15 protein-coding genes are annotated in these 17434 nt (G+C 60.8%); 7 read left to right on the forward strand and 8 right to left on the reverse strand.

Going from position 1 to position 17434, the window contains the following annotated elements; all coding sequences use genetic code 11:
- Positions 1–5: 5 nt before the first annotated feature.
- The 6 genes from tssG to tssB form a co-directional block, all read right to left on the reverse strand.
- On the reverse strand, positions 6–1052 hold the full coding sequence (gene tssG / locus B7X65_RS16265; RefSeq protein ID WP_293595346.1) for a type VI secretion system baseplate subunit TssG: 1047 nt from the start codon (positions 1050–1052) through the stop codon (positions 6–8).
- Positions 1016–2773 (reverse strand): type VI secretion system baseplate subunit TssF, encoded by a 1758-nt coding sequence (gene tssF / locus B7X65_RS16270; RefSeq protein WP_293595374.1) that lies wholly within the window; start codon positions 2771–2773, stop codon positions 1016–1018. The genes tssG and tssF overlap by 37 nt, the downstream gene beginning before the upstream one ends.
- Positions 2774–2784: 11 nt before the next feature.
- Positions 2785–3246, reverse strand: coding sequence for a type VI secretion system baseplate subunit TssE (gene tssE, locus B7X65_RS16275; protein WP_293595347.1), 462 nt, complete (start codon positions 3244–3246; stop codon positions 2785–2787).
- Between the two features lie 54 nt (positions 3247–3300).
- Positions 3301–3792, reverse strand: a complete 492-nt coding sequence (locus B7X65_RS16280) for a type VI secretion system tube protein Hcp (RefSeq protein ID WP_293595348.1) — start codon at positions 3790–3792, stop codon at positions 3301–3303.
- A 93-nt stretch (positions 3793–3885) separates the two neighbouring features.
- A complete protein-coding gene (gene tssC / locus B7X65_RS16285; RefSeq protein WP_293595349.1) occupies positions 3886–5385 on the reverse strand; it encodes a type VI secretion system contractile sheath large subunit in 1500 nt (499 codons plus the stop codon).
- Between the two features lie 57 nt (positions 5386–5442).
- A complete protein-coding gene (gene tssB, locus B7X65_RS16290; RefSeq protein ID WP_293595350.1) occupies positions 5443–5982 on the reverse strand; it encodes a type VI secretion system contractile sheath small subunit in 540 nt (179 codons plus the stop codon).
- A 496-nt stretch (positions 5983–6478) separates the two neighbouring features.
- Between tssB and B7X65_RS16295 the strand changes: the two genes are divergently transcribed.
- The gene (locus B7X65_RS16295) at positions 6479–6784 is read left to right on the forward strand and encodes a hypothetical protein (RefSeq protein ID WP_293595351.1); all 306 of its coding nucleotides are present in this window, start codon (positions 6479–6481) and stop codon (positions 6782–6784) included.
- 194 nt (positions 6785–6978) lie between these two features.
- Here the strand turns inward: B7X65_RS16295 and B7X65_RS16300 are convergent, their stop codons facing one another.
- Positions 6979–8067 (reverse strand): hypothetical protein, encoded by a 1089-nt coding sequence (locus B7X65_RS16300; protein ID WP_293595352.1) that lies wholly within the window; start codon positions 8065–8067, stop codon positions 6979–6981.
- Positions 8068–8421: 354 nt separating this feature from the next.
- Between B7X65_RS16300 and B7X65_RS16305 the strand changes: the two genes are divergently transcribed.
- From B7X65_RS16305 to B7X65_RS16330, 6 genes are all read left to right on the forward strand, one after another.
- On the forward strand, positions 8422–10137 hold the full coding sequence (locus B7X65_RS16305; RefSeq protein WP_293595353.1) for a tetratricopeptide repeat protein: 1716 nt from the start codon (positions 8422–8424) through the stop codon (positions 10135–10137).
- A 193-nt stretch (positions 10138–10330) separates the two neighbouring features.
- Positions 10331–12109: an acetate--CoA ligase gene (gene acsA, locus B7X65_RS16310; RefSeq protein WP_293595354.1), complete on the forward strand. Its 1779-nt coding sequence runs from the start codon at positions 10331–10333 to the stop codon at positions 12107–12109.
- 29 nt (positions 12110–12138) lie between these two features.
- On the forward strand, positions 12139–13152 hold the full coding sequence (pdhA, locus tag B7X65_RS16315) for a pyruvate dehydrogenase (acetyl-transferring) E1 component subunit alpha (protein WP_324488442.1): 1014 nt from the start codon (positions 12139–12141) through the stop codon (positions 13150–13152).
- On the forward strand, positions 13152–14141 hold the full coding sequence (locus B7X65_RS16320; RefSeq protein WP_293595356.1) for an alpha-ketoacid dehydrogenase subunit beta: 990 nt from the start codon (positions 13152–13154) through the stop codon (positions 14139–14141). The genes pdhA and B7X65_RS16320 overlap by 1 nt, the downstream gene beginning before the upstream one ends.
- Complete coding sequence (locus B7X65_RS16325; protein ID WP_293595357.1) at positions 14138–15367, forward strand: dihydrolipoamide acetyltransferase family protein; 1230 nt, start codon at positions 14138–14140, stop codon at positions 15365–15367. The genes B7X65_RS16320 and B7X65_RS16325 overlap by 4 nt, the downstream gene beginning before the upstream one ends.
- Complete coding sequence (locus tag B7X65_RS16330; protein WP_293595358.1) at positions 15364–15627, forward strand: acyl carrier protein; 264 nt, start codon at positions 15364–15366, stop codon at positions 15625–15627. The genes B7X65_RS16325 and B7X65_RS16330 overlap by 4 nt, the downstream gene beginning before the upstream one ends.
- Positions 15628–15654: 27 nt before the next feature.
- Here the strand turns inward: B7X65_RS16330 and soxB are convergent, their stop codons facing one another.
- Positions 15655–17391, reverse strand: coding sequence for a thiosulfohydrolase SoxB (soxB, locus tag B7X65_RS16335; RefSeq protein ID WP_293595359.1), 1737 nt, complete (start codon positions 17389–17391; stop codon positions 15655–15657).
- Positions 17392–17434: the final 43 nt, after the last annotated feature.

Here is a 17434-nt window from a genome sequence, read left to right on the forward strand (position 1 = left end):
TTCGTTCAGGCCATGCCGGGGACAGCATCATCATGAAGTTTGAATCTCGCAGGCGCGAAGGTGCCGGTATAGGGCGTGCTGCTTACCAGCCAGGAGGTCCACCCAAGCTGCAACGGCTCCTTCTGTCCCAGAATGCATGGCCTGAGTTCACGGCCATCGATATGGAGAACCATCTCCACGCCAACGTCCTGCTGCAGATACCTGCCCACCATCCACCCCAGCAGTGCATGCTCTTCGCCGCCCCTCAGCAGGCGTCTCAAGCGGCGCAATGTCAGCCCGGAAAGTTCAAGCGTGATGCCCGCCCCCTGGTCCCACACGCGCTTGCCCAGAACAGCCGATCGCCCCAGCCGGGGTGCACGGCCAGATGTACGGCCGGCCAGCCTGGTGATATCGCGCGGCTCGAGATCGCGCCATCCGCCACAAAACTGCCGGCCTCTGGCCACCACGCCCAGCCGGTCCGACAGCATGGCCAGCAACCCCGTCATCGAGCGCGGCGCACCACCCAGCAGCCCGGCGTGCCGGAGCCAGGACGATTCACCCTGCGGCGATCCCAGGCCTGCCTTCAGGCCCAAAGCACTGAGGGCGTCGAGACAGCCCGCCAGCGATGAGGACTGCGGCGACTGCCAGTTCAGGCCCATGTGATGCTTCTTCCTGCTTCTGTATAAGAAGGCCAGGAAGCGGTGATTGAAAATGTCCAGAAAGTCAGCGGTAGCGTGGTCGCGCGCAGCCGTTCGCTCCAGCACCATTTCGGTAAACGGCAAAGGCAGCGGTCCCTGCGCGCCCGCGAGCGACAGGACCGGCGTGGCCAAAACCCAGGCTTCCGCATCTTCTGCGCCTGCGCTTACCCTGCTGACATCGCTGGGTTGAAAACCCAACGAAACCACCGATTTGAGGCGAACGGCTTCTGTCTGGCCGTCGCCCTTGCCGACGGGCGCCAGTTGCGGCGAAGCCCGCTCCAGCAGGCTGATCGCCTGAAAGAGATTGAAGCCCTGCGGCCGGTCGCCCAGTCGTTCGACTAGAGCACCAACTGGCGGCCGCTCATCGGTTCCCATTGTTTCCATACTTCATCGCCGCGGCGGACTCCCAATTGAACAAACGAGTTGACGGAGGTGTACATCGCAAAAAACCGCGCCAGCACAGCAGACATCAACAGCTGGGAACCACCCACAAAGGCCTCTTCGTCGAATTCCAGCAGAACCTCTGTACCGCGACAGTAGCCGCGCCAGGCGTCATGTCCGATCCTGCCGGTCACGCTGCGCGCCTGCAAGCCCTTGATGCCGCGAATCTGTTCGTGGTCACGCGTGCTGTCGGAGGCGAACAGGGTCAGCATTTCACGGAGCTGGTCCTTGCCGGTAGACCCATCGACCAGTGACTGATGGTTGAGCGTCAGCAATGAAACCAGCCGCCAGAGGGTTTCGCTTCCAAGTGGCGGGTTTCGCTGCGACGTCGGTTCATACAGGCAGCGTACCGTGGCTGTTTTTGAGACACCCTCGGCCACCATGCGCGCGCCAATAGGCACCTGCTCGGCCAACCGCCGGTTGGTGCACAGCAGATTTGCAAAAACCACCGGATCGGCCGGTGTCTTCAAGGTATTGGCCTGATCAACAAATGACAGGAAAACGTCTGTTCCCGAAATATCCTTGCGCAGACTGTGCTCGCGGCGGGACGACCAGAAGCTGGTGGACGCATTCGAGCGAATGTGCCCCAAAGCAGAAAAACTCGGGACGATGACGGGACGTTCTGCATTCGGATCCGATGCCGTTACCGACACAATCGAGTGCACTTCGGTTGTTGATTCACGCTGGCGGTCAGCCACCAGCAGGTACTCATAATGCCGGTGGTCGACCAGAATCGGCTCGCTGGTTTTCGGGAACAGGTTCACAACGGGCGTACAGCCGAGCCGGAAGTTGTCGGCTGTGATATTGCCCAAGCCACGCGCCGGCTGATCGAAGGTGATGGCAAGGTCAAACCGGGTGCATTTACCGGCATGGGCACGGATGTTGTGCAGGTCAAAGAAGTGAAATTTCCTGGGAAAGGCAAAGTACTCTTGCATCAACCCGTATGCAGGTTGCGCATTGGCCGGCAAGGGGAGCACATTTTCGCCTTCTGCGTAGCCAACTTCGCACCAGGAGGCATCGGGCAGCATTCGAGGGGTGCCGCCTTCCGGCGTGATACTTGCCTCGACCACGTCGGCCACCAGGAACTCGTACAGGGGCATGGTGGTCATCCAGTCCCCCTGCAGATGAATGCGCAGGCTGTCCATTTCCAGCTCTGCGAAATCGGTCCCGGCACTGCATTCGAAAGTCATCCGGAGCGTGGAGCCGCCCCCCTCCAGCACCGCCTTGACAATCTTCACCGGCCACAACACGGTGGTCCAGGCTGTTCGAAATCGGCACTGCTGCCCATTGGAGGCGCTGGCATACAAGGCAGTATGTTGCGGAATCCTGAAGCCCGCGGTGACCTTGCCCTGGCTGGGGTCCAGACCAAATTCGGCCACCGTCATGGAGGGCACTGGCTGGATCAGCGAAGGGCATAAATTGTCGAGCAGGGCCGCGGCCACCTGCGGGAACTCCCGGTCCAGGTCCTGGTGAACCCTGGCCGCCAGGAAGGCGACGGACTCGATTAATCGCTCCGTGTGCGGGTCCAACGACTCCGTGCCATGGAGCGCAAGCATCGACGCCACCTTGGGATAACGCTTGGCGAAGTTCGAGCCCTGGTCACGCAGGTAAACCAGCTCACGCTTGTAGTACTGCAGCAAGTCGTTATGCAGGATCTCGGCCACGCTCAGGCCGCCTTTGTGCGGCTGCCCTGCCGCTGATCAAGTTGAAGCTCAAAGTTCAACTGGCGTAATTTCAAGTCTATCGTCACAGTCCCACCAATCACCAACGTCGCCGCACCACCACCGCTGGCAGCTGGAAAAGCCTTGACGGTGACATCCTTCAAGCGGGGTTCGTAGTGATTGACGGCTTGCTTGATGGTCGACTGCAGCAGATCAAGGTCCGGATGGGATTTGGGGGAAAGCGCTGAAATATCCGGAATTCCGTAGTCAATGGTCGTGCCCGTGCTACGGGAAAATTCCGAAGGCTTGAGCGGCGAGCGGGTATTCATGAGGCGCGATAACTCCCGCCCGATAGACACCTCCAGTTGCTCAGGCGTCAAGAGCTGATGCCGACTACCGTCCGATCCCTGCACAGACGACAGCCGATCGAAAAGAGGTACTGGCGAGCCTCGGACGAGTTCCGACATGATGGCGTGCTTCTCTTAACGAACCGGCTGACATCGGTGAAAGAACACAGATCGTCAGGCAGCTGGCGCGAGGGCCTTGCCCTCTTTGAGGTCCCAACCAAACGGAGCAACACCCTTTTTGGTGGAATCGGCGTTTTGCTGAGTCATTTGCGACGTGATCGTCGTGAAATTGATGCTGAAAGTTTCCTGGGGCAGGTCCCCACCGCCGAAGCCCGAAGTGCTGATATTCGAAATCATCGCGTCGCCAAGAACATACTGAATGGTAGACATCACTTTGGCGCCCTCGATACGGGTCACGGAAACGGTGGCAGTACCCAGCTTCAGGTTTCCGGCACAAGCCTGATACAGCCCCGGGGAGGACGAGTCCATGGTCTTCGAAAAGCTCATCTCCGAAAACTGGGGACCATCAGAAGTCCGCTCGGTATTGCCCGGCCGCGAGGTCAGGAATTGACTCAAGCTATGGCTGAATGAGTCCACGATGATTTGTTCTTTGTAGGGATCTTCCGTGCAATTGCCTTTGATGGAATCAATTTTGAGATAAATCATGAGTCACTCCGTAAATAACCAACCAAGAGATGGAGGCCGGTCCGAACCGGCCAGCCCCCTGTTCAAATCAGATGCGCTGGATGCTCCGCAGCATCAGGCGGCGGCGGCCGGCAGTTCCGCTACCAGGCGAATCGACGCCGTCAGCTCTTCCATCTGGAAGTGCGGCTTCAGGAAGCAGGTTGCCTGATACGCACCGGGCTTGCCCGCCACTTCAGTCACGTCAATGCGCGCGGCACCCAGCGGAAAACGGGCTTTCATTTCCTGAGGGGCGGACTCATTGAGCAGGACGTAGTCGGCAATCCAGTTGTTCAGGAAGGTTTCTACTTGCCCGCGCGTCTGGAAGCTGCCAATCTTGTCGCGCATGATGACCTTGATGTAATGCGCAAAACGCGAAGCTGCCAGCACATAGGGCAGACGGGCCGACAACTGCGCGTTCGCGTTGGCTGCATCCTTGTTGTAGAGCTTGGGCTTGTTGACCGTCTGGCCACCGAAGAAGGACGCGAAATCCGAGCCCTTGGAATTCACAATCGCGATAAAACCAAGGTCATTGAGTTCTTTTTCGCGGCGGTCGGTGATCAGTACTTCCGTCGGGCACTTGAGGACAACGTCGCCTTCGTCGGTCTTGAAGGCATGAGCGGTCATGCCGCTGACCTTGCCACCGCCTTCCACACCGCGGATGGCGGTTGACCATCCGTATTTGGCATAGGCGTCGGTGATGCGCAGACCCAGCTGGTAGGCGGAGTTGGCCCACAGGTATTTCGAATGGTCCTTGCCGTCGACATCTTCCTCGAAGTTGAAGTTCTCAACCGGAATCGTCTTGGCGCCGTAGGGCAGGCGTGCCGCATAGCTGGGCAACACCAGCGACACATAACGCGAGTCCTCGGACTCGCGGAAGCTGCGCCAGGTGGCCAGTTCGGCGCTTTCGAAAATTTTTGACATGTCGCGAGGAACACCCAATTCGGTGAATGACTTCATGTCAAACAAGGCAGGTGATGCGGCAGCAATGAAGGGCGCGTGCGCCGCTGCGGCCACCTTGGACATGCGCTCGAGCAAAGCCATGTCCTGCGGATGGCGGCCAAATGTGTAGTCGCCGATCAGCACGGAGTATGGATGGCCGCCGAACGTGCCGTATTCTTCCTCGTAAATCTTCTTGAACAGGACGCTCATGTCATGATCGACAGCAGACTCCAAGTCCTTGAGCAACTCCTTCTTCGTGACATTGAGCAGCCGCAACTTCAGCCGGGTACTGGTTTCCGTACCGAACACCATGTCGTGCAAACCTCTCCAGGACGCTTCCAGCGCCTGGAAGGATGCGTCATGCATGATTTCATTGAGCTGGTCCGTCAGGAGCTTGTCAATTTCAGCGACCCGCTCGTTGATCATCGCGACGACGCCCTTGTCGGGGCTGGCCTTCATGCCTTCGTCGAGGATTTGCGAAGCGAACTGACCAATCAGTTTCTTCGCATACGTCCCCTGCGACGGCTCAACAGCCATATTTCCTTCGACAATGATCCGGTCAAGGAGACCCAATTCACTGCCGGCTTCAGTGGCGGCACTTGCTGCACCGCCTGCTTCTGATTTCTTAGTAGCCATATCAATCACCGTTCCAAAAAATGAGGGGTGTGCCGAGGCACAGACCGGGATGGTTGCTTACGCTGCCGGAGTTTCGGCGGCCGGAGCATCTGCGGGGGCTTCAGCGCCTGCATTGGCTTCGGTTTGCAGGGTTTTCAGCTCTTCAGTGCTCTGGACAATGTTCTCGAGCAGGTTGTCGAGTTCGTCGTTGCCGTCCAGCTTGGCCAGCAGGTCACGCAACTGCTGGCGCGCTTCGAGCAGCTTGGCCAAACGGGGAATCTGCTTGACAATGGCTTCCGGATGGAAGTCGTCGAACTCCTTGAAGTTCAACTCGACCTTGATATTGCCTTCGCCCTTCATGGCGTCAGGCACCGAGATGTCCAGCCGAGGGGAAATTTTCCCCATGATCTCGTTGAAGTTGTCGCGGTCAATCTCAACCAGCCGGCGGTCTTTCAGTTTAGGCAGCGGCGTTGCCGGCTGCCCCGAAAGGTCAGCGAGCAGACCCACCACCATGGGGAGCTCTTTCTTTTCGACCGCGTCCCCAATCTCCACATCGTATGTAATTTGAACGCGTGGCGGCCGGTTGCGGCCCACCCACTTTTGCAAGCTGTCAGACATAAATTCCCCCGTGAAAAAGGTTGATAACAATGCAATGCAGCAAGGAGCCGCGGATCATGAAGTGATCAGTGAATCGATCACAACTTTTACATTTGCAGGTTTTTACAATACAAAACTAAACCTTGCAATAAGTAATTGCTACCGCTGTCGCAGATTCTGCACAGCGTCATGACATGCTGATGACATTGAATTGCCACTGGCGGCTGCATATTTTCTGCACGAAATGTGTGCAACGGTTACTTTTGTCCGCGGCCCGTGATTAAGTTACAAAAATAGGCCGCGTCAGGCGGCAAAATGGGTTGAAGTCTTTTCATGGCAGCGCCTGCAGCATGAAGCAAGACCACCAAGGCTGCTTGCCACTCACTGCGCGCCCTCAACACGATGGCGTCAGAGTCGGCCCAAACCGGTGCGAGGGCTACGATAGAAAAAGAAGGCAGGGCGACATACGCATCACCCGTGCCAGCCAGGCAGCACATCAACCGGAAAGGAATGGCCCATGGACAAGCTAGACACCTTGCATTCGGAAATATCCAGTCTTCGCATGGTCGTTGCCATCGACTCGGCCATGCTGCTGTCTGTGATGCGGCGAATGAATGCCGACCAGCTCGCCATGGCGTCGAAAGACTTTCTTGAAGTGTGTGAAGGCCTGAGCATCAAGACGCTGTTTTCCGAGATGGACGACCATTCCATCCTGTCGGCCCAAAAGCGCCGTGACTGGTGGATTGGCCTGCTTGCGGAAATCGTGGCCAATGAGGCCGTTGCAATGCCGACGACCAAAGGTGAAGGCAAACAAGGAAACTAAGCCTGCACGAGGTGATGTCCCGCCCCCGTTGCGCAAGCCATCGATTCGCTGCCCGTGTAAGCCAATGCAGGCGGGACAATGCGGATATCCCGTCCCGGCCTCGCCAGCCGTACCGACATTTTCATTGACCTACACGGCTTCGCACACAACTCGCTGCCGCTCCGAAAAGTGCGGCTCCCGCGAGGCAGCGGGAGTCAGGTGACCAGAAAGGGGGCGCTATTGGGATTGGCGAGAAAGGCCGCGGCATGAAAACGATGCTCCGTCTTTACTCCGCCGGGAAACACATACAGGTTCACAACCGCCTGCGTCAAATCGCAATTGTCCTGCGCCAGGACAGTGATGCAACTGTGCAGGTTCTCCCGCGTTGGTTTGTAGTGACCACTGTTGTTGTCGATGACTTTCAGGATGCCGGCAGTGATGGTCAGCGTCCCGGCGGAGATAACATCCTTGCCGGCATTGAATGAAGAGTGATTGAAGTAATAGGCACCGTTGAGCGGGTCCGCATCTTTGCAGAAAAAATTCCCGTACTCATCCATTGCGTAGGCCGTCACCTTGTTGTCATTTGTCGTGATCAGCGCGTCGTTGTAGTCACGCAGCGCTCCGTGACCGTCTACTATCGCAATGTATTTGTACCGATCGCCTTTCTTCAGGTAATTGACGTCGCCGGTCGTGCCAAGTACGCGACCAATCTCATCGAACATCTGAAAATCCTGTTGCGTCAGTGTGTGAACATCCTTCTTGGCCACCTTTACAGCCTTGGACACGGACAAATCACGCCCGTGTATTGAAACGAACTCCTTTAGCATGTCCGGGCGTGTCCAGGTCTGTAAAGATCCATGCGTAGAGTGCACCCCACTTCCAGAAATCGCCTTGGTTTTCCCGGAACTGAGATAAGTGGTACGTTCATGTCGATAGTCATGTCCCATGGACTTCAGTGTTCCCGTCCTGGGACCTCCCAGCGTGCGGAGTTTTTTTCTATCGAAATTGATTTTTCCCCATCTATCCGAGTCCAGTAGCCCATGTCGGCGCAAGCAGGCATCGAGCTCATTCAGAGCATCGTTGCCCAACTCCTGAATGGCCGCCCTGCGCGTCCTGAAAAGCGTGTTGAAGTAGTTGGTTTCCATGCCGAAAAAGTTCTTCTTGAATTCGGACTTGTCTTTCTTTGTTTTCAACCAGCCCAGGCAAGCCACCACAAGATTAGTGAGCAAGCCAATCTCGCCGGGGGCATCTGTGGTCCCGATATCCAACCAGTAGGCTTGGAGCGGTTCGTCCACCTTGGCCATGTTGGTTCCTCGAGCCTTGACTTTCGAACCGGTGGCCGTCCTCAGTGCAAACGCGTCGAATCTGTGCTTATCGGGCAACATAATTTCCCCTGCAGAAAGCTCGCGGCATTGGAACATCTGAAAAACGAACTGCTCGCCTGCACCGCCGCACCGCTGCGAAATAAAGATGGCAACTAGTTTAAACCAGCGAGTGCTGCCGCAACAACAGGACAAGCTTCGCTCCCAATTCTTGCTTGCCCACCCACTCATGGTGCGAGCCCCAGGCCGCAGTCTGTGGCTTTTTTAGCCATACCGGGTCTCTATGATAAAAAGGAGCGAAAAAATAATCAGGCTTGAAAAGAAACAAACACCACCATGAATCAGACTGAGGCAGAAGCTGCCTTCAAGCAGGCCATTGAACACCAGCAACACGGCCGCCTGGCGGAGGCCCAGATCCTGTATGAACAGATCCTGGCAGTACACCGCAATCACCATCACGCGCTTCATCTTCTGGGCGTCATCGTCAGCCAGAAGGGCAACCAGTTTTACGCCAGGAGGTTGATCGAGACCTCGCTGACGCTGGCCCCGGGTGACCCCGATGCACTGGCCAACCTGGGGCAGGTGTTTTTCTATCTTGGCCTGTATGAAAAAGCGCTTGAGCACTGCAACGAATCGATCACACGGCAGCCAGCCAATGCGCGCTGCCACCTCACGCGCGGCAAGGCACTGCGATTCATGGCGCGCCATGAGGAGGCCGCCGCCAGTCTGGGCGAGGCACTGCGGCTGCAGCCCGACCTGGCGGAAGCTTTTGTTCACCGGGGATTCTGCCTGCACAACCTCAACCGTCTCGACGAAGCGCTGGACGACTACAGCCAGGCGCTGCAGCTGCGACCCGACAACCCGGAAGTGCTGAACAACCGCGGCCACGCCCTGTTCGCCATGGAGCGCCACCAGGAAGCCGTCCAGAACATTGAACGTGCACTGCAGCTAGCACCCGATTTTGCCGAGGCGCACTACCACCGCGGCCTCACGCACCAGCACGAAAAGCAGTATGAGCAGGCGCTGGCCTGCTACAGCCGCGCGGTGCAACTCAAGCCGGACCATGAACAGGCGCTGGTGCGGCAGGCCTTCGTCATGCACAAGCTGAAGAAGCCACCGCAGGAATGCATTTCCATTCTCGACCGGGCATTGCGGGTCAAGCCCGATGCGGCGTCAACACTGGCCACACGGGCCGGCCTGCTGGCGGGCCTGAAGATTCTGGACCAGGCCCTGCAGGACTACGATCGCGCGATCGCGCTGGCCCCGGATGATGCAAAAAACCACTCAGACCGTGCCGAAACCCTGATCATGCTCAAACGCCCGGAAGAAGCAGCCGGCAGTTTTCGCAGGGCCCTTGAGCTGGGTGGTGATCGGGCCGAGCTGACCTATGCCCTGGCTTCGCTGGGGGCGGACATTGCCCCCGATACCGCTCCGGCGCGTTATGTGGTCAACCTGTTCGACTGGTATGCGGAGCACTTCGACGACCACCTGCAAGGGCGCCTGAAGTACCAAACACCGGCCCTGATTTGCGAGCAGCTCTTCAAGCTGCATCCCGCCAGCGGGATGGACGTACTGGACCTGGGTTGCGGCACCGGCCTATGCGGACCGCTGCTCAAACCGCTGGCACGCACCCTGACAGGCGTGGATTTGTCGCCCAACATGCTGGAGATGGCGCGCAGGCGCGGCATTTACGACCAGCTCGTGTGCAGCGATCTGACCACCTTTCTCGAACCGCAAACTGCCAGCTTTGACCTCGTCATCGCCACCGACGTGTTCATTTATGTCGGCGCACTCGAAGCCGTCTTTGCAGCCACACGAACCGCCGTGCGGCCAGGCAGCCTGTTCGCCTTCTCCTTTGAGTCCAGCGACAGCGAGGACCTGGTACTGCGCCCAACCCGGCGCTATGCACATTCGGTGGCCTACATCGAACGCCTGGCCTCCAGCCATGGATTTGAGATCGTCAGCCTGACGCCCAGCGTGATACGTGAAGAAGGCGGGAAGAACCAGAACGGCTTTCTCGCCGTGCTCCGGTCTGCCAAAGGGGCCGCATGAGCATTTTCCTCCTGAAATCGGCTTCTAGCCCAATAACAACAGGAGTTTTTAGCTATTGATTTTATAGCACTCTGTAACTGCCGGACAAAAAACTCCAGCGGCTCGGGCGTTTGCGTTTGATCAAAGGGCGCGTTGCGCAGCAGGGCTAAGCTGGCCAACGGCTCAGCGGGAGTCGTTGTTCAAGGGGAAGGCCGTGGAGAGACCCGAAGTCATCCGGAAGACTGCGCGCGATCTGCGTGTGCCGCCCAACCTGTCCAGCTACGAGGCGCAGTGCCGCGACTTCTCCTGGGACGCGGCCCGGCGGGCGCTGCAGGGCTTGCCCGATGGCGGCCTCAACATCGGCTTCGAGGCCGTGGACCGCCATGCCACAGGCAGCCTGCACGATCACATTGCGCTGCGTTTTGTCGCGCGCAGCGCACCGGCGCTGGACCTGCGTTACGGCGAACTCTCGCGGCAGACCAACCGCTTTGCCAACGTGCTGCAGGGTCTGGGCGTCGGCAAGGGCGACCACCTGTTTGTCATGGCCGGGCGTATTCCGGAGCTGTACATCGCGGTGCTGGGCGCGCTGAAAAATGGCACAGTGGTCACGCCGATGTTTTCGGCCTTCGGTCCCGAGCCCCTGGCCACACGTATCAACATCGGCGCCGGACAGGTGCTGGTGACCACCGACCTGATTTACCAACGCAAGGTCAGGGCCATGCGTGGAAAGATGCCCACGCTGCATCATGTGTTGCTGGTGTCCGAAGACGGCGGCATCACGAACGAGCCGGACACACTGGATCTGGCCACGCTGATGCGCAACGCATCCGATGTATTCACCACGGTGGCGACCACACCGGAAGACCCCGCGCTGCTGCATTTCACCAGCGGCACCACCGGCACGCCCAAGGGCGCCATCCATGTCCATGGCGCGGTGGTCGCCCATCATGCCACCGGAAGTTACGCCCTCGACCTGCACCCCGGTGACCGCTACTGGTGCACCGCCGACCCGGGCTGGGTCACCGGCACGTCCTACGGCATCATCGCGCCGCTGCTGCATGGCGTGACCTCGCTGATCGACCGCGAGGAGTTCGACGCCGAGCGCTGGTACAGCCTGCTGGCGCAGGAGCACATCAGCGTCTGGTACACCGCGCCCACGGCGATTCGCATGCTGATGAAGTCCGGCCTGGAGGCAACGCCAACACACAGCTTCCCCGACCTGCGTTTTGTCGCCAGCGTCGGCGAGCCGCTGAACCCCGAGGCCGTCTGGTGGGGCAAGCAGGCGCTCGGCCTGCCGATTCACGACAACTGGTGGCAGACTGAAACCGGCGGCATCATGATCGCCAACACGCCGGCCTTCGACATCAAGCCCGGCTCCATGGGCCGGCCGCTGCCCGGCATCACGGCCTGCATCGTCGAAAACCTCGAAGTCGAGGGCGAGCCGCCGCGCGTGCGCGTGGTCGACACCCCTGATACAGAAGGAGAACTTGCGCTCAAGGCCGGCTGGCCGTCGATGTTTCGCGGCTACCTCAACAACGAGGCGCGTTACCGCAAGTGTTTTGCCGGCGACCTCTACCTCACGGGCGATCTGGCACGGGTGGACGCCGACGGTTATTACTGGTTTGTGGGACGCAGCGACGACGTCATCAAGTCGGCCGGCCACCTGATCGGACCCTTCGAGGTCGAGAGTGTGTTGATGGAACACCCGGCCGTGGCCGAAGCCGGCGTGATCGGCAAGCCCGACCCGGTCGTCGGCGAGGTGGTCAAAGCTTTTGTGTCGCTCAAGGACGGGCACGCGCCCGACGAGGCCCTGCGCATGGACATCCTCGCGCATGCACGCAGGCGGCTGGGCGCGGCCGTCGCCCCCAAGGAGATTGCCTTTTTGGCTGTGCTGCCGCGCACCCGCAGCGGCAAGATCATGCGCCGTCTGCTCAAGGCGCGTGAGCTCGGCCTGCCCGAAGGCGACACCTCGACGCTGGAGGGGGGCGCATGAGCACGCGCGCCGCCGGGCCGTCTGCCGGGATGAGCATCCCTCAAGTACCCGCACCGCCCAGCGGCCCGGTGCCCTGGGACAAGGCCTTGTCCCTGAGCATGCTGGCCGACATGCTGCGCATCCGCCGCATGGAAGAAAAGTGTGCCGAGCTTTATGGACAGCAGAAGATCCGCGGCTTTCTGCACCTGTACATCGGCGAGGAAGCGGTGGCCACCGGCGCCCTGCACGCGATTCAAGCCCAGGACAACGTGGTGGCGACCTACCGCGAGCATGGCCATGCGCTGCTGCGCGGCGTCCGGATGGACTCCATCATGGCCGAGATGTATGGCAAGCAGGAAGGCTGCTCGCGCGGGCGGGGCGGCTCCATGCATCTGTTCGACGGTGCCCGGCGTTTTTATGGCGGCAACGCGATTGTGGGTGGCGGCCTGCCCCTGGCGGCAGGGCTGGCGCTCGCCGACAAGATGATCCCGCGCCAGGCGCTGACCGCCTGCTTCTTTGGCGAAGGCGCGATGGCCGAGGGAGCGTTTCACGAAGCGGCCAACCTCGCCGCGTTGTGGCAGTTGCCGGTGCTGTTTTGCTGCGAGAACAACCTGTACGCCATGGGCACGGCGCTGGCGCGCTCCGAATCCCAGACCGATCTGTGCATCAAGGCGGCATCCTATGGCATGACCACGGTGCGTGTTGATGGCATGGATGTGGTGGCCGTGCACGAGGCGGTGCAGCGCGCCGCGCAGCAGGTGCGCACCACGGGCCGACCGGTGTTCGTGGAACTGCAGACCTACCGTTTTCGTGCCCACTCGATGTTCGACCCCGACCTGTACCGTGACAAGGCCGAGGTCGAGGCCTGGAAAACGCGTGGGCCCATCCACACCTTCACCGCGCGCCTGAAGGCCCAGGGCAGCCTGACCGAAGAAGAATTTCTGGCGCTTGATGCCGCGGCCCAGGCCGAGGTCGATGCGGCCGTGGCTTTTGCCGAGGCCGGCAGCTGGGAGCCGGTTGAAGATCTGCTGCGTGACGTGCACACGCCCGAAGGAGCCGTCTGATGGGCCGTCGTATCACTTACCGCGAAGCCTTGCGGGAAGCATTGCGCGAAGCCCTGCAGGGCGACCCGCGCGTCTTTTTAATGGGCGAAGACGTGGGCCGCTACGGCGGCACCTATGCGGTGTCCAAGGGGCTGCTCGACGAGTTCGGCCCCGAGCGCATCCGCGACACGCCGCTGTCCGAACTCGGCTTCGTCGGCGCCGGCATAGGTGCCGCACTGGGTGGCATGCGACCGGTTGTCGAGGTCATGACGGTCAATTTCAGCCTGCTTGCACTCGACCCCATCGTCAACACAGCGGCGATGCTGCGCCACATGTCGGGCGGGCAGTTTTCGGTGCCCGTCGTGATCCGCATGGCGACTGGCGCCGGTCGCCAGGTCGCAGCCCAGCACTCGAACAGCTTCGAAGGCTGGTATGCCCATGTGCCTGGCCTCAGAGTACTCGCACCGGCCACGGTCGAAGATGCGCGCGGCATGCTGGCGCTGGCGCTGGCCGATCCGGACCCGGTGCTGATCTTCGAACACGCGCAGCTCTACAACCTTGAGGGCGAGTTGTCAGATGATGCGTCGCCGGCGCCGGACATCTGCAGCGCGCGGGTGCGCCGCCCGGGCACCGACGTGAGCCTGATCACCCACGGCGGCAGCCTGCCCAAGGTGTTGCAGGCGGCACAGGAACTGGCCGGACTCGGGATTTCCGCCGAGGTGATCGATCTGCGTGTGCTGCGCCCGCTCGATGATGCGACGCTCATGGCCTCGGTGCGCAAATGCCGCCGCGCAGTGGTGGTGGACGAAGGCTGGCGCTCGGGCAGCTTGGCGGCCGAGGTGATGGCGCGCATCATGGAGCAGGCCTTCTTCGACCTCGACGCCCCGCTGGCGCGTGTGTGCAGCGAGGAAGTGCCGATTCCGTACGCCCGTCACATGGAAGAGGCCGCCCTGCCGCAGGTGCCGAAGATCGTGGTCGCCGCACGCGCCTTGTTCGGGAGCGCCTCATGATCGAATTCAAGCTGCCCTCGCTGGGCGCCGACATGGATGAAGGCACGCTGCTCACCTGGCATGTGAAACCGGGCGATACCGTCAAGCGCGGCCAGGTGGTGGCCGTGGTCGATACCTCCAAGGCAGCGGTCGATGTCGAGATCTGGCAGGACGGCGTGGTGGCCGACCTGCTGGTGCAAGCCGGCGAGAAGGTACCCGTGGGCACCGTGCTGGCCAGGCTGTTGGCTCCCGGCGAAGTGGCCGCACCTGCAGGGGCCCAGCCACCTGCAGCCGGGCCGCTTGCTGCACCCGCCACTGTGCCGCAGCCAGCAACACCACAGATGCAGGAAGCTCCGCAGACAGCCATGACGGCGCGACATCCAGTGTCACCTGCCGCGCGCAAACGTGCGAAGGCGCTCGGCCTCGATCCCGACACCACGACAGGAAGCGGGCCACAGGGCGCGGTCACGTTGGCCGACATCGAGGCCGCAGCAGCGGCACGTGTGACGCCCGCACCGCCTGCAGGCGCACCAGATCGCCAGAAGGACATGCGCAAGGCCATTGCTGCGGCCATGAGCCGTTCCAAGCGAGAGATTCCGCATTACTACCTGAGCGACACCATTCCGATGGCCGCCGCGCTCGCCTGGCTGCAACAGCGCAACGAGGGCGTGGCGATCACCGAACGCATGTTGCCCGCCGTGCTGCTGCTCCACGCCGTGGCCGTGGCCTTGCGGCGCGCACCGCAGCTCAATGGTTTTTACCGCGACGGTGAATGCCAGCCGTCCACGGCCGTGCATGCCGGCGTGGCGATTTCGCTGCGCGGCGGCGGGCTGGTGGCGCCTGCGATCCACGACGTGGGCGCCAAACCGCTGGTGCAGCTCATGCACGAACTGGCCGATCTGGTCCGGCGCGCGCGGGCCGGCTCGCTGCGCAGTTCGGAGATGAGTGATCCGACCCTCACCGTGACGAATCTGGGCGACCAGAGTGTGGAGACGGTCTTCGGCGTGATCTATCCGCCGCAGGTGGCGCTGGTGGGCTTCGGCAGTCTGACCGTGCGGCCCTGGGTGCAGGACGGCAAGGTGTGCGCGCTGCCGCTTCTCACGGCCACGCTCGCCGCCGATCACCGGGCATCGGACGGCCATCAGGGCGCGCTGTTCCTGGCCGAACTGCGCGAGCTTTTGCAGCAGCCCCAAATACTGGCTGAAAACATCGCGCCGGCGGCAAACCAGGAAGGAACAAGCACATGACGAACGACCGCCCGGCCTTGACCGCTGCCGTCCTGGGCATCCTGCGCACGATTGCGCCGGAAGTCGAACCGGAAGCCATCGACCCCGCCCGACCTCTGCGCCATCAGGTCGATCTGGACTCCATGGACTGGCTCAACTTTCTGGTGGCGCTGCATGAGCGCCTGGGCGTCAACATCCCGGAGGCGGACTACGCCCAGCTGGTGACCCTCGACAATGTGCTCGACTACCTGCTGGCCCGGCTGGGGCCGGCAGGTGGGTAAAGGTTTTATCCCCTTGCCGCGTTTGATTTATACCGGCGCATAGCCCGGGTTGGGTAACACGGCCGTGAGCTTGGGCGTATTGAGCTTGCGGGCACTGACCTTGCCACCCCGTGCCTTGAGCCAGGTCTCCACGACCTCCGACATCTGCTTGTTGCCCTGGTTTCTGGCTTCTTCGGCCACCGGTGCCCAGCCGGCCACCTTGTACTTCTTGTCGGCCTCGATCAGCTTGCCGTTGAGACGCATCTCGTCGATGCGCTTGCCCATGCCGGCCATCGGGTTGCAGCTGTATTGCAGGCCACCCACGCGCACCATGTCGCCACCCTGCTGGTAATAGGGGTCGGGGTTGAACAGGTTGTCGGCCACGTCTTCCAGAACGGTCTTGATGGTCTCACCCGTCATCTCGGTCAGGGTGGCATACGAGTAGGTGGTGGCCGTCATGTCCATCACCCATTCACGCGTGATGGCCTGCCCCGGCAACAGGCTGGTGCCCCAGCGGAAACCTGGTGAAAACGCGATGTCGGCCCCCTGGACATCCATCAGCGCATCGACCAGCAACTGGTCACCCGTGCCGTTGAAGTTGCCCCGGCGGTACAGCGTGCCTTCGGTGATGGCCAGCTTCTCCGACAGCTTGGCCTCATACGGCGCGCGTATCCTGGTGATCAGTGCGTCCATCTCGCGGTCGGCGGGCAGCATGTTGGCAAAAACAGGCAGCAGCTTGTAGCGGAAATCGCTGACCTTTTTGTCCTTGACATCAAAGTCGAGCACGCCCAGGAACTTGCTGTTCGAGCCGGCGTTGGTCACAATGGTTTTGCCGCCCTTGTTGCTCACCAGCGAGGCCACCGGCATGCCGTCGTGCGTGTGGCCGCCCATGATGGCGTCTATGCCTGTGACCCGGCTGGCCATCTTCAGGTCCACGTCCATGCCGTTGTGGGACAAGACCACCACGACCTGCGCACCCTTGCCGCGTGCCTCATCGACCATCTTCTGCATGTTCTCGTCCTGGATGCCGAAGGCCCAGTCGGCAACCATGTAGCGCGGATTGGCAATCGGCGTGTACGGGAAAGCCTGGCCGATGATGGCGCAGGGAACACCGTTGATTTCGCGGATCACATAAGGCTTGAACACCGGATCGCCAAAGTCGTTGGTTTTGACGTTTTGCGCGACAAAGTCAACCTTCCCCGCAAAGTCTTTCTCGATGATTTCCTTGACCCGCTCCATGCCCAGCGTGAACTCCCAATGACCGGTCATGACATCCACGCCCAGCAGTTTGCAGGCGTCGACCATGTCCTGGCCATTCGTCCACAGCGCGGTACCCGAGCCTTGCCAGGTGTCGCCGCCATCGAGCAGCAGCGCGCCGGGGCGGCTGGCCTTGAGGCGCTTGACCAGCGTCGCCAGATGCGCAAAACCACCGACTTTGCCGTAACGGCGCGCCGCCTTTTCGTAGTCGAGGTAGGTCAGGGCATGGGCTTCAGCCGTACCGGGTCGCACATTGGCGACTTTGAGCAGATGCTCACCGACCAGATGCGGTAAATTGCCCTTCATACCGCCAATGCCCAGATTGACGTTGGGCTCGCGGAAATAAATCGGCTTGAGCTGGGCATGACAATCAGTCATGTGCAGAAACGACACCGTGCCAAACTTGGGGATGTCGTAGAGCCCGTTGGAGGCCGTCGCGGCATCGGCATCGGCATATGCGCCCAAACCCATGCCAGCCATGGTGCCTGCGCCCAGGACCTGGAAAAATTCGCGTTTTGTTAAATTCATAAATCTGCAACTACTGAAGTAAGGAAAAATAAAAAGACCCGGG

The organism is Polaromonas sp. 39-63-25, from assembly GCF_002278925.1.
In the GTDB taxonomy this organism is placed as follows: domain Bacteria; phylum Pseudomonadota; class Gammaproteobacteria; order Burkholderiales; family Burkholderiaceae_C; genus Polaromonas.

What these genes read in the sequence shown, in the direction of transcription:
- tssG (WP_293595346.1), bottom strand. Translation starts at nt 1,052, where the DNA reads ATGGGAACCGATGAGCGGCCGCCAGTTGGTGCTCTAGTCGAACGACTG.
- tssE (WP_293595347.1), bottom strand. Translation starts at nt 3,246, where the DNA reads ATGTCGGAACTCGTCCGAGGCTCGCCAGTACCTCTTTTCGATCGGCTG.
- B7X65_RS16280 (WP_293595348.1), bottom strand. Translation starts at nt 3,792, where the DNA reads ATGATTTATCTCAAAATTGATTCCATCAAAGGCAATTGCACGGAAGAT.
- tssC (WP_293595349.1), bottom strand. Translation starts at nt 5,385, where the DNA reads ATGGCTACTAAGAAATCAGAAGCAGGCGGTGCAGCAAGTGCCGCCACT.
- tssB (WP_293595350.1), bottom strand. Translation starts at nt 5,982, where the DNA reads ATGTCTGACAGCTTGCAAAAGTGGGTGGGCCGCAACCGGCCGCCACGC.
- B7X65_RS16295 (WP_293595351.1), top strand. Translation starts at nt 6,479, where the DNA reads ATGGACAAGCTAGACACCTTGCATTCGGAAATATCCAGTCTTCGCATG.
- B7X65_RS16300 (WP_293595352.1), bottom strand. Translation starts at nt 8,067, where the DNA reads ATGGCCAAGGTGGACGAACCGCTCCAAGCCTACTGGTTGGATATCGGG.
- B7X65_RS16305 (WP_293595353.1), top strand. Translation starts at nt 8,422, where the DNA reads ATGAATCAGACTGAGGCAGAAGCTGCCTTCAAGCAGGCCATTGAACAC.
- pdhA (WP_324488442.1), top strand. Translation starts at nt 12,139, where the DNA reads ATGAGCATCCCTCAAGTACCCGCACCGCCCAGCGGCCCGGTGCCCTGG.
- B7X65_RS16320 (WP_293595356.1), top strand. Translation starts at nt 13,152, where the DNA reads ATGGGCCGTCGTATCACTTACCGCGAAGCCTTGCGGGAAGCATTGCGC.
- B7X65_RS16325 (WP_293595357.1), top strand. Translation starts at nt 14,138, where the DNA reads ATGATCGAATTCAAGCTGCCCTCGCTGGGCGCCGACATGGATGAAGGC.
- B7X65_RS16330 (WP_293595358.1), top strand. Translation starts at nt 15,364, where the DNA reads ATGACGAACGACCGCCCGGCCTTGACCGCTGCCGTCCTGGGCATCCTG.
- soxB (WP_293595359.1), bottom strand. Translation starts at nt 17,391, where the DNA reads ATGAATTTAACAAAACGCGAATTTTTCCAGGTCCTGGGCGCAGGCACC.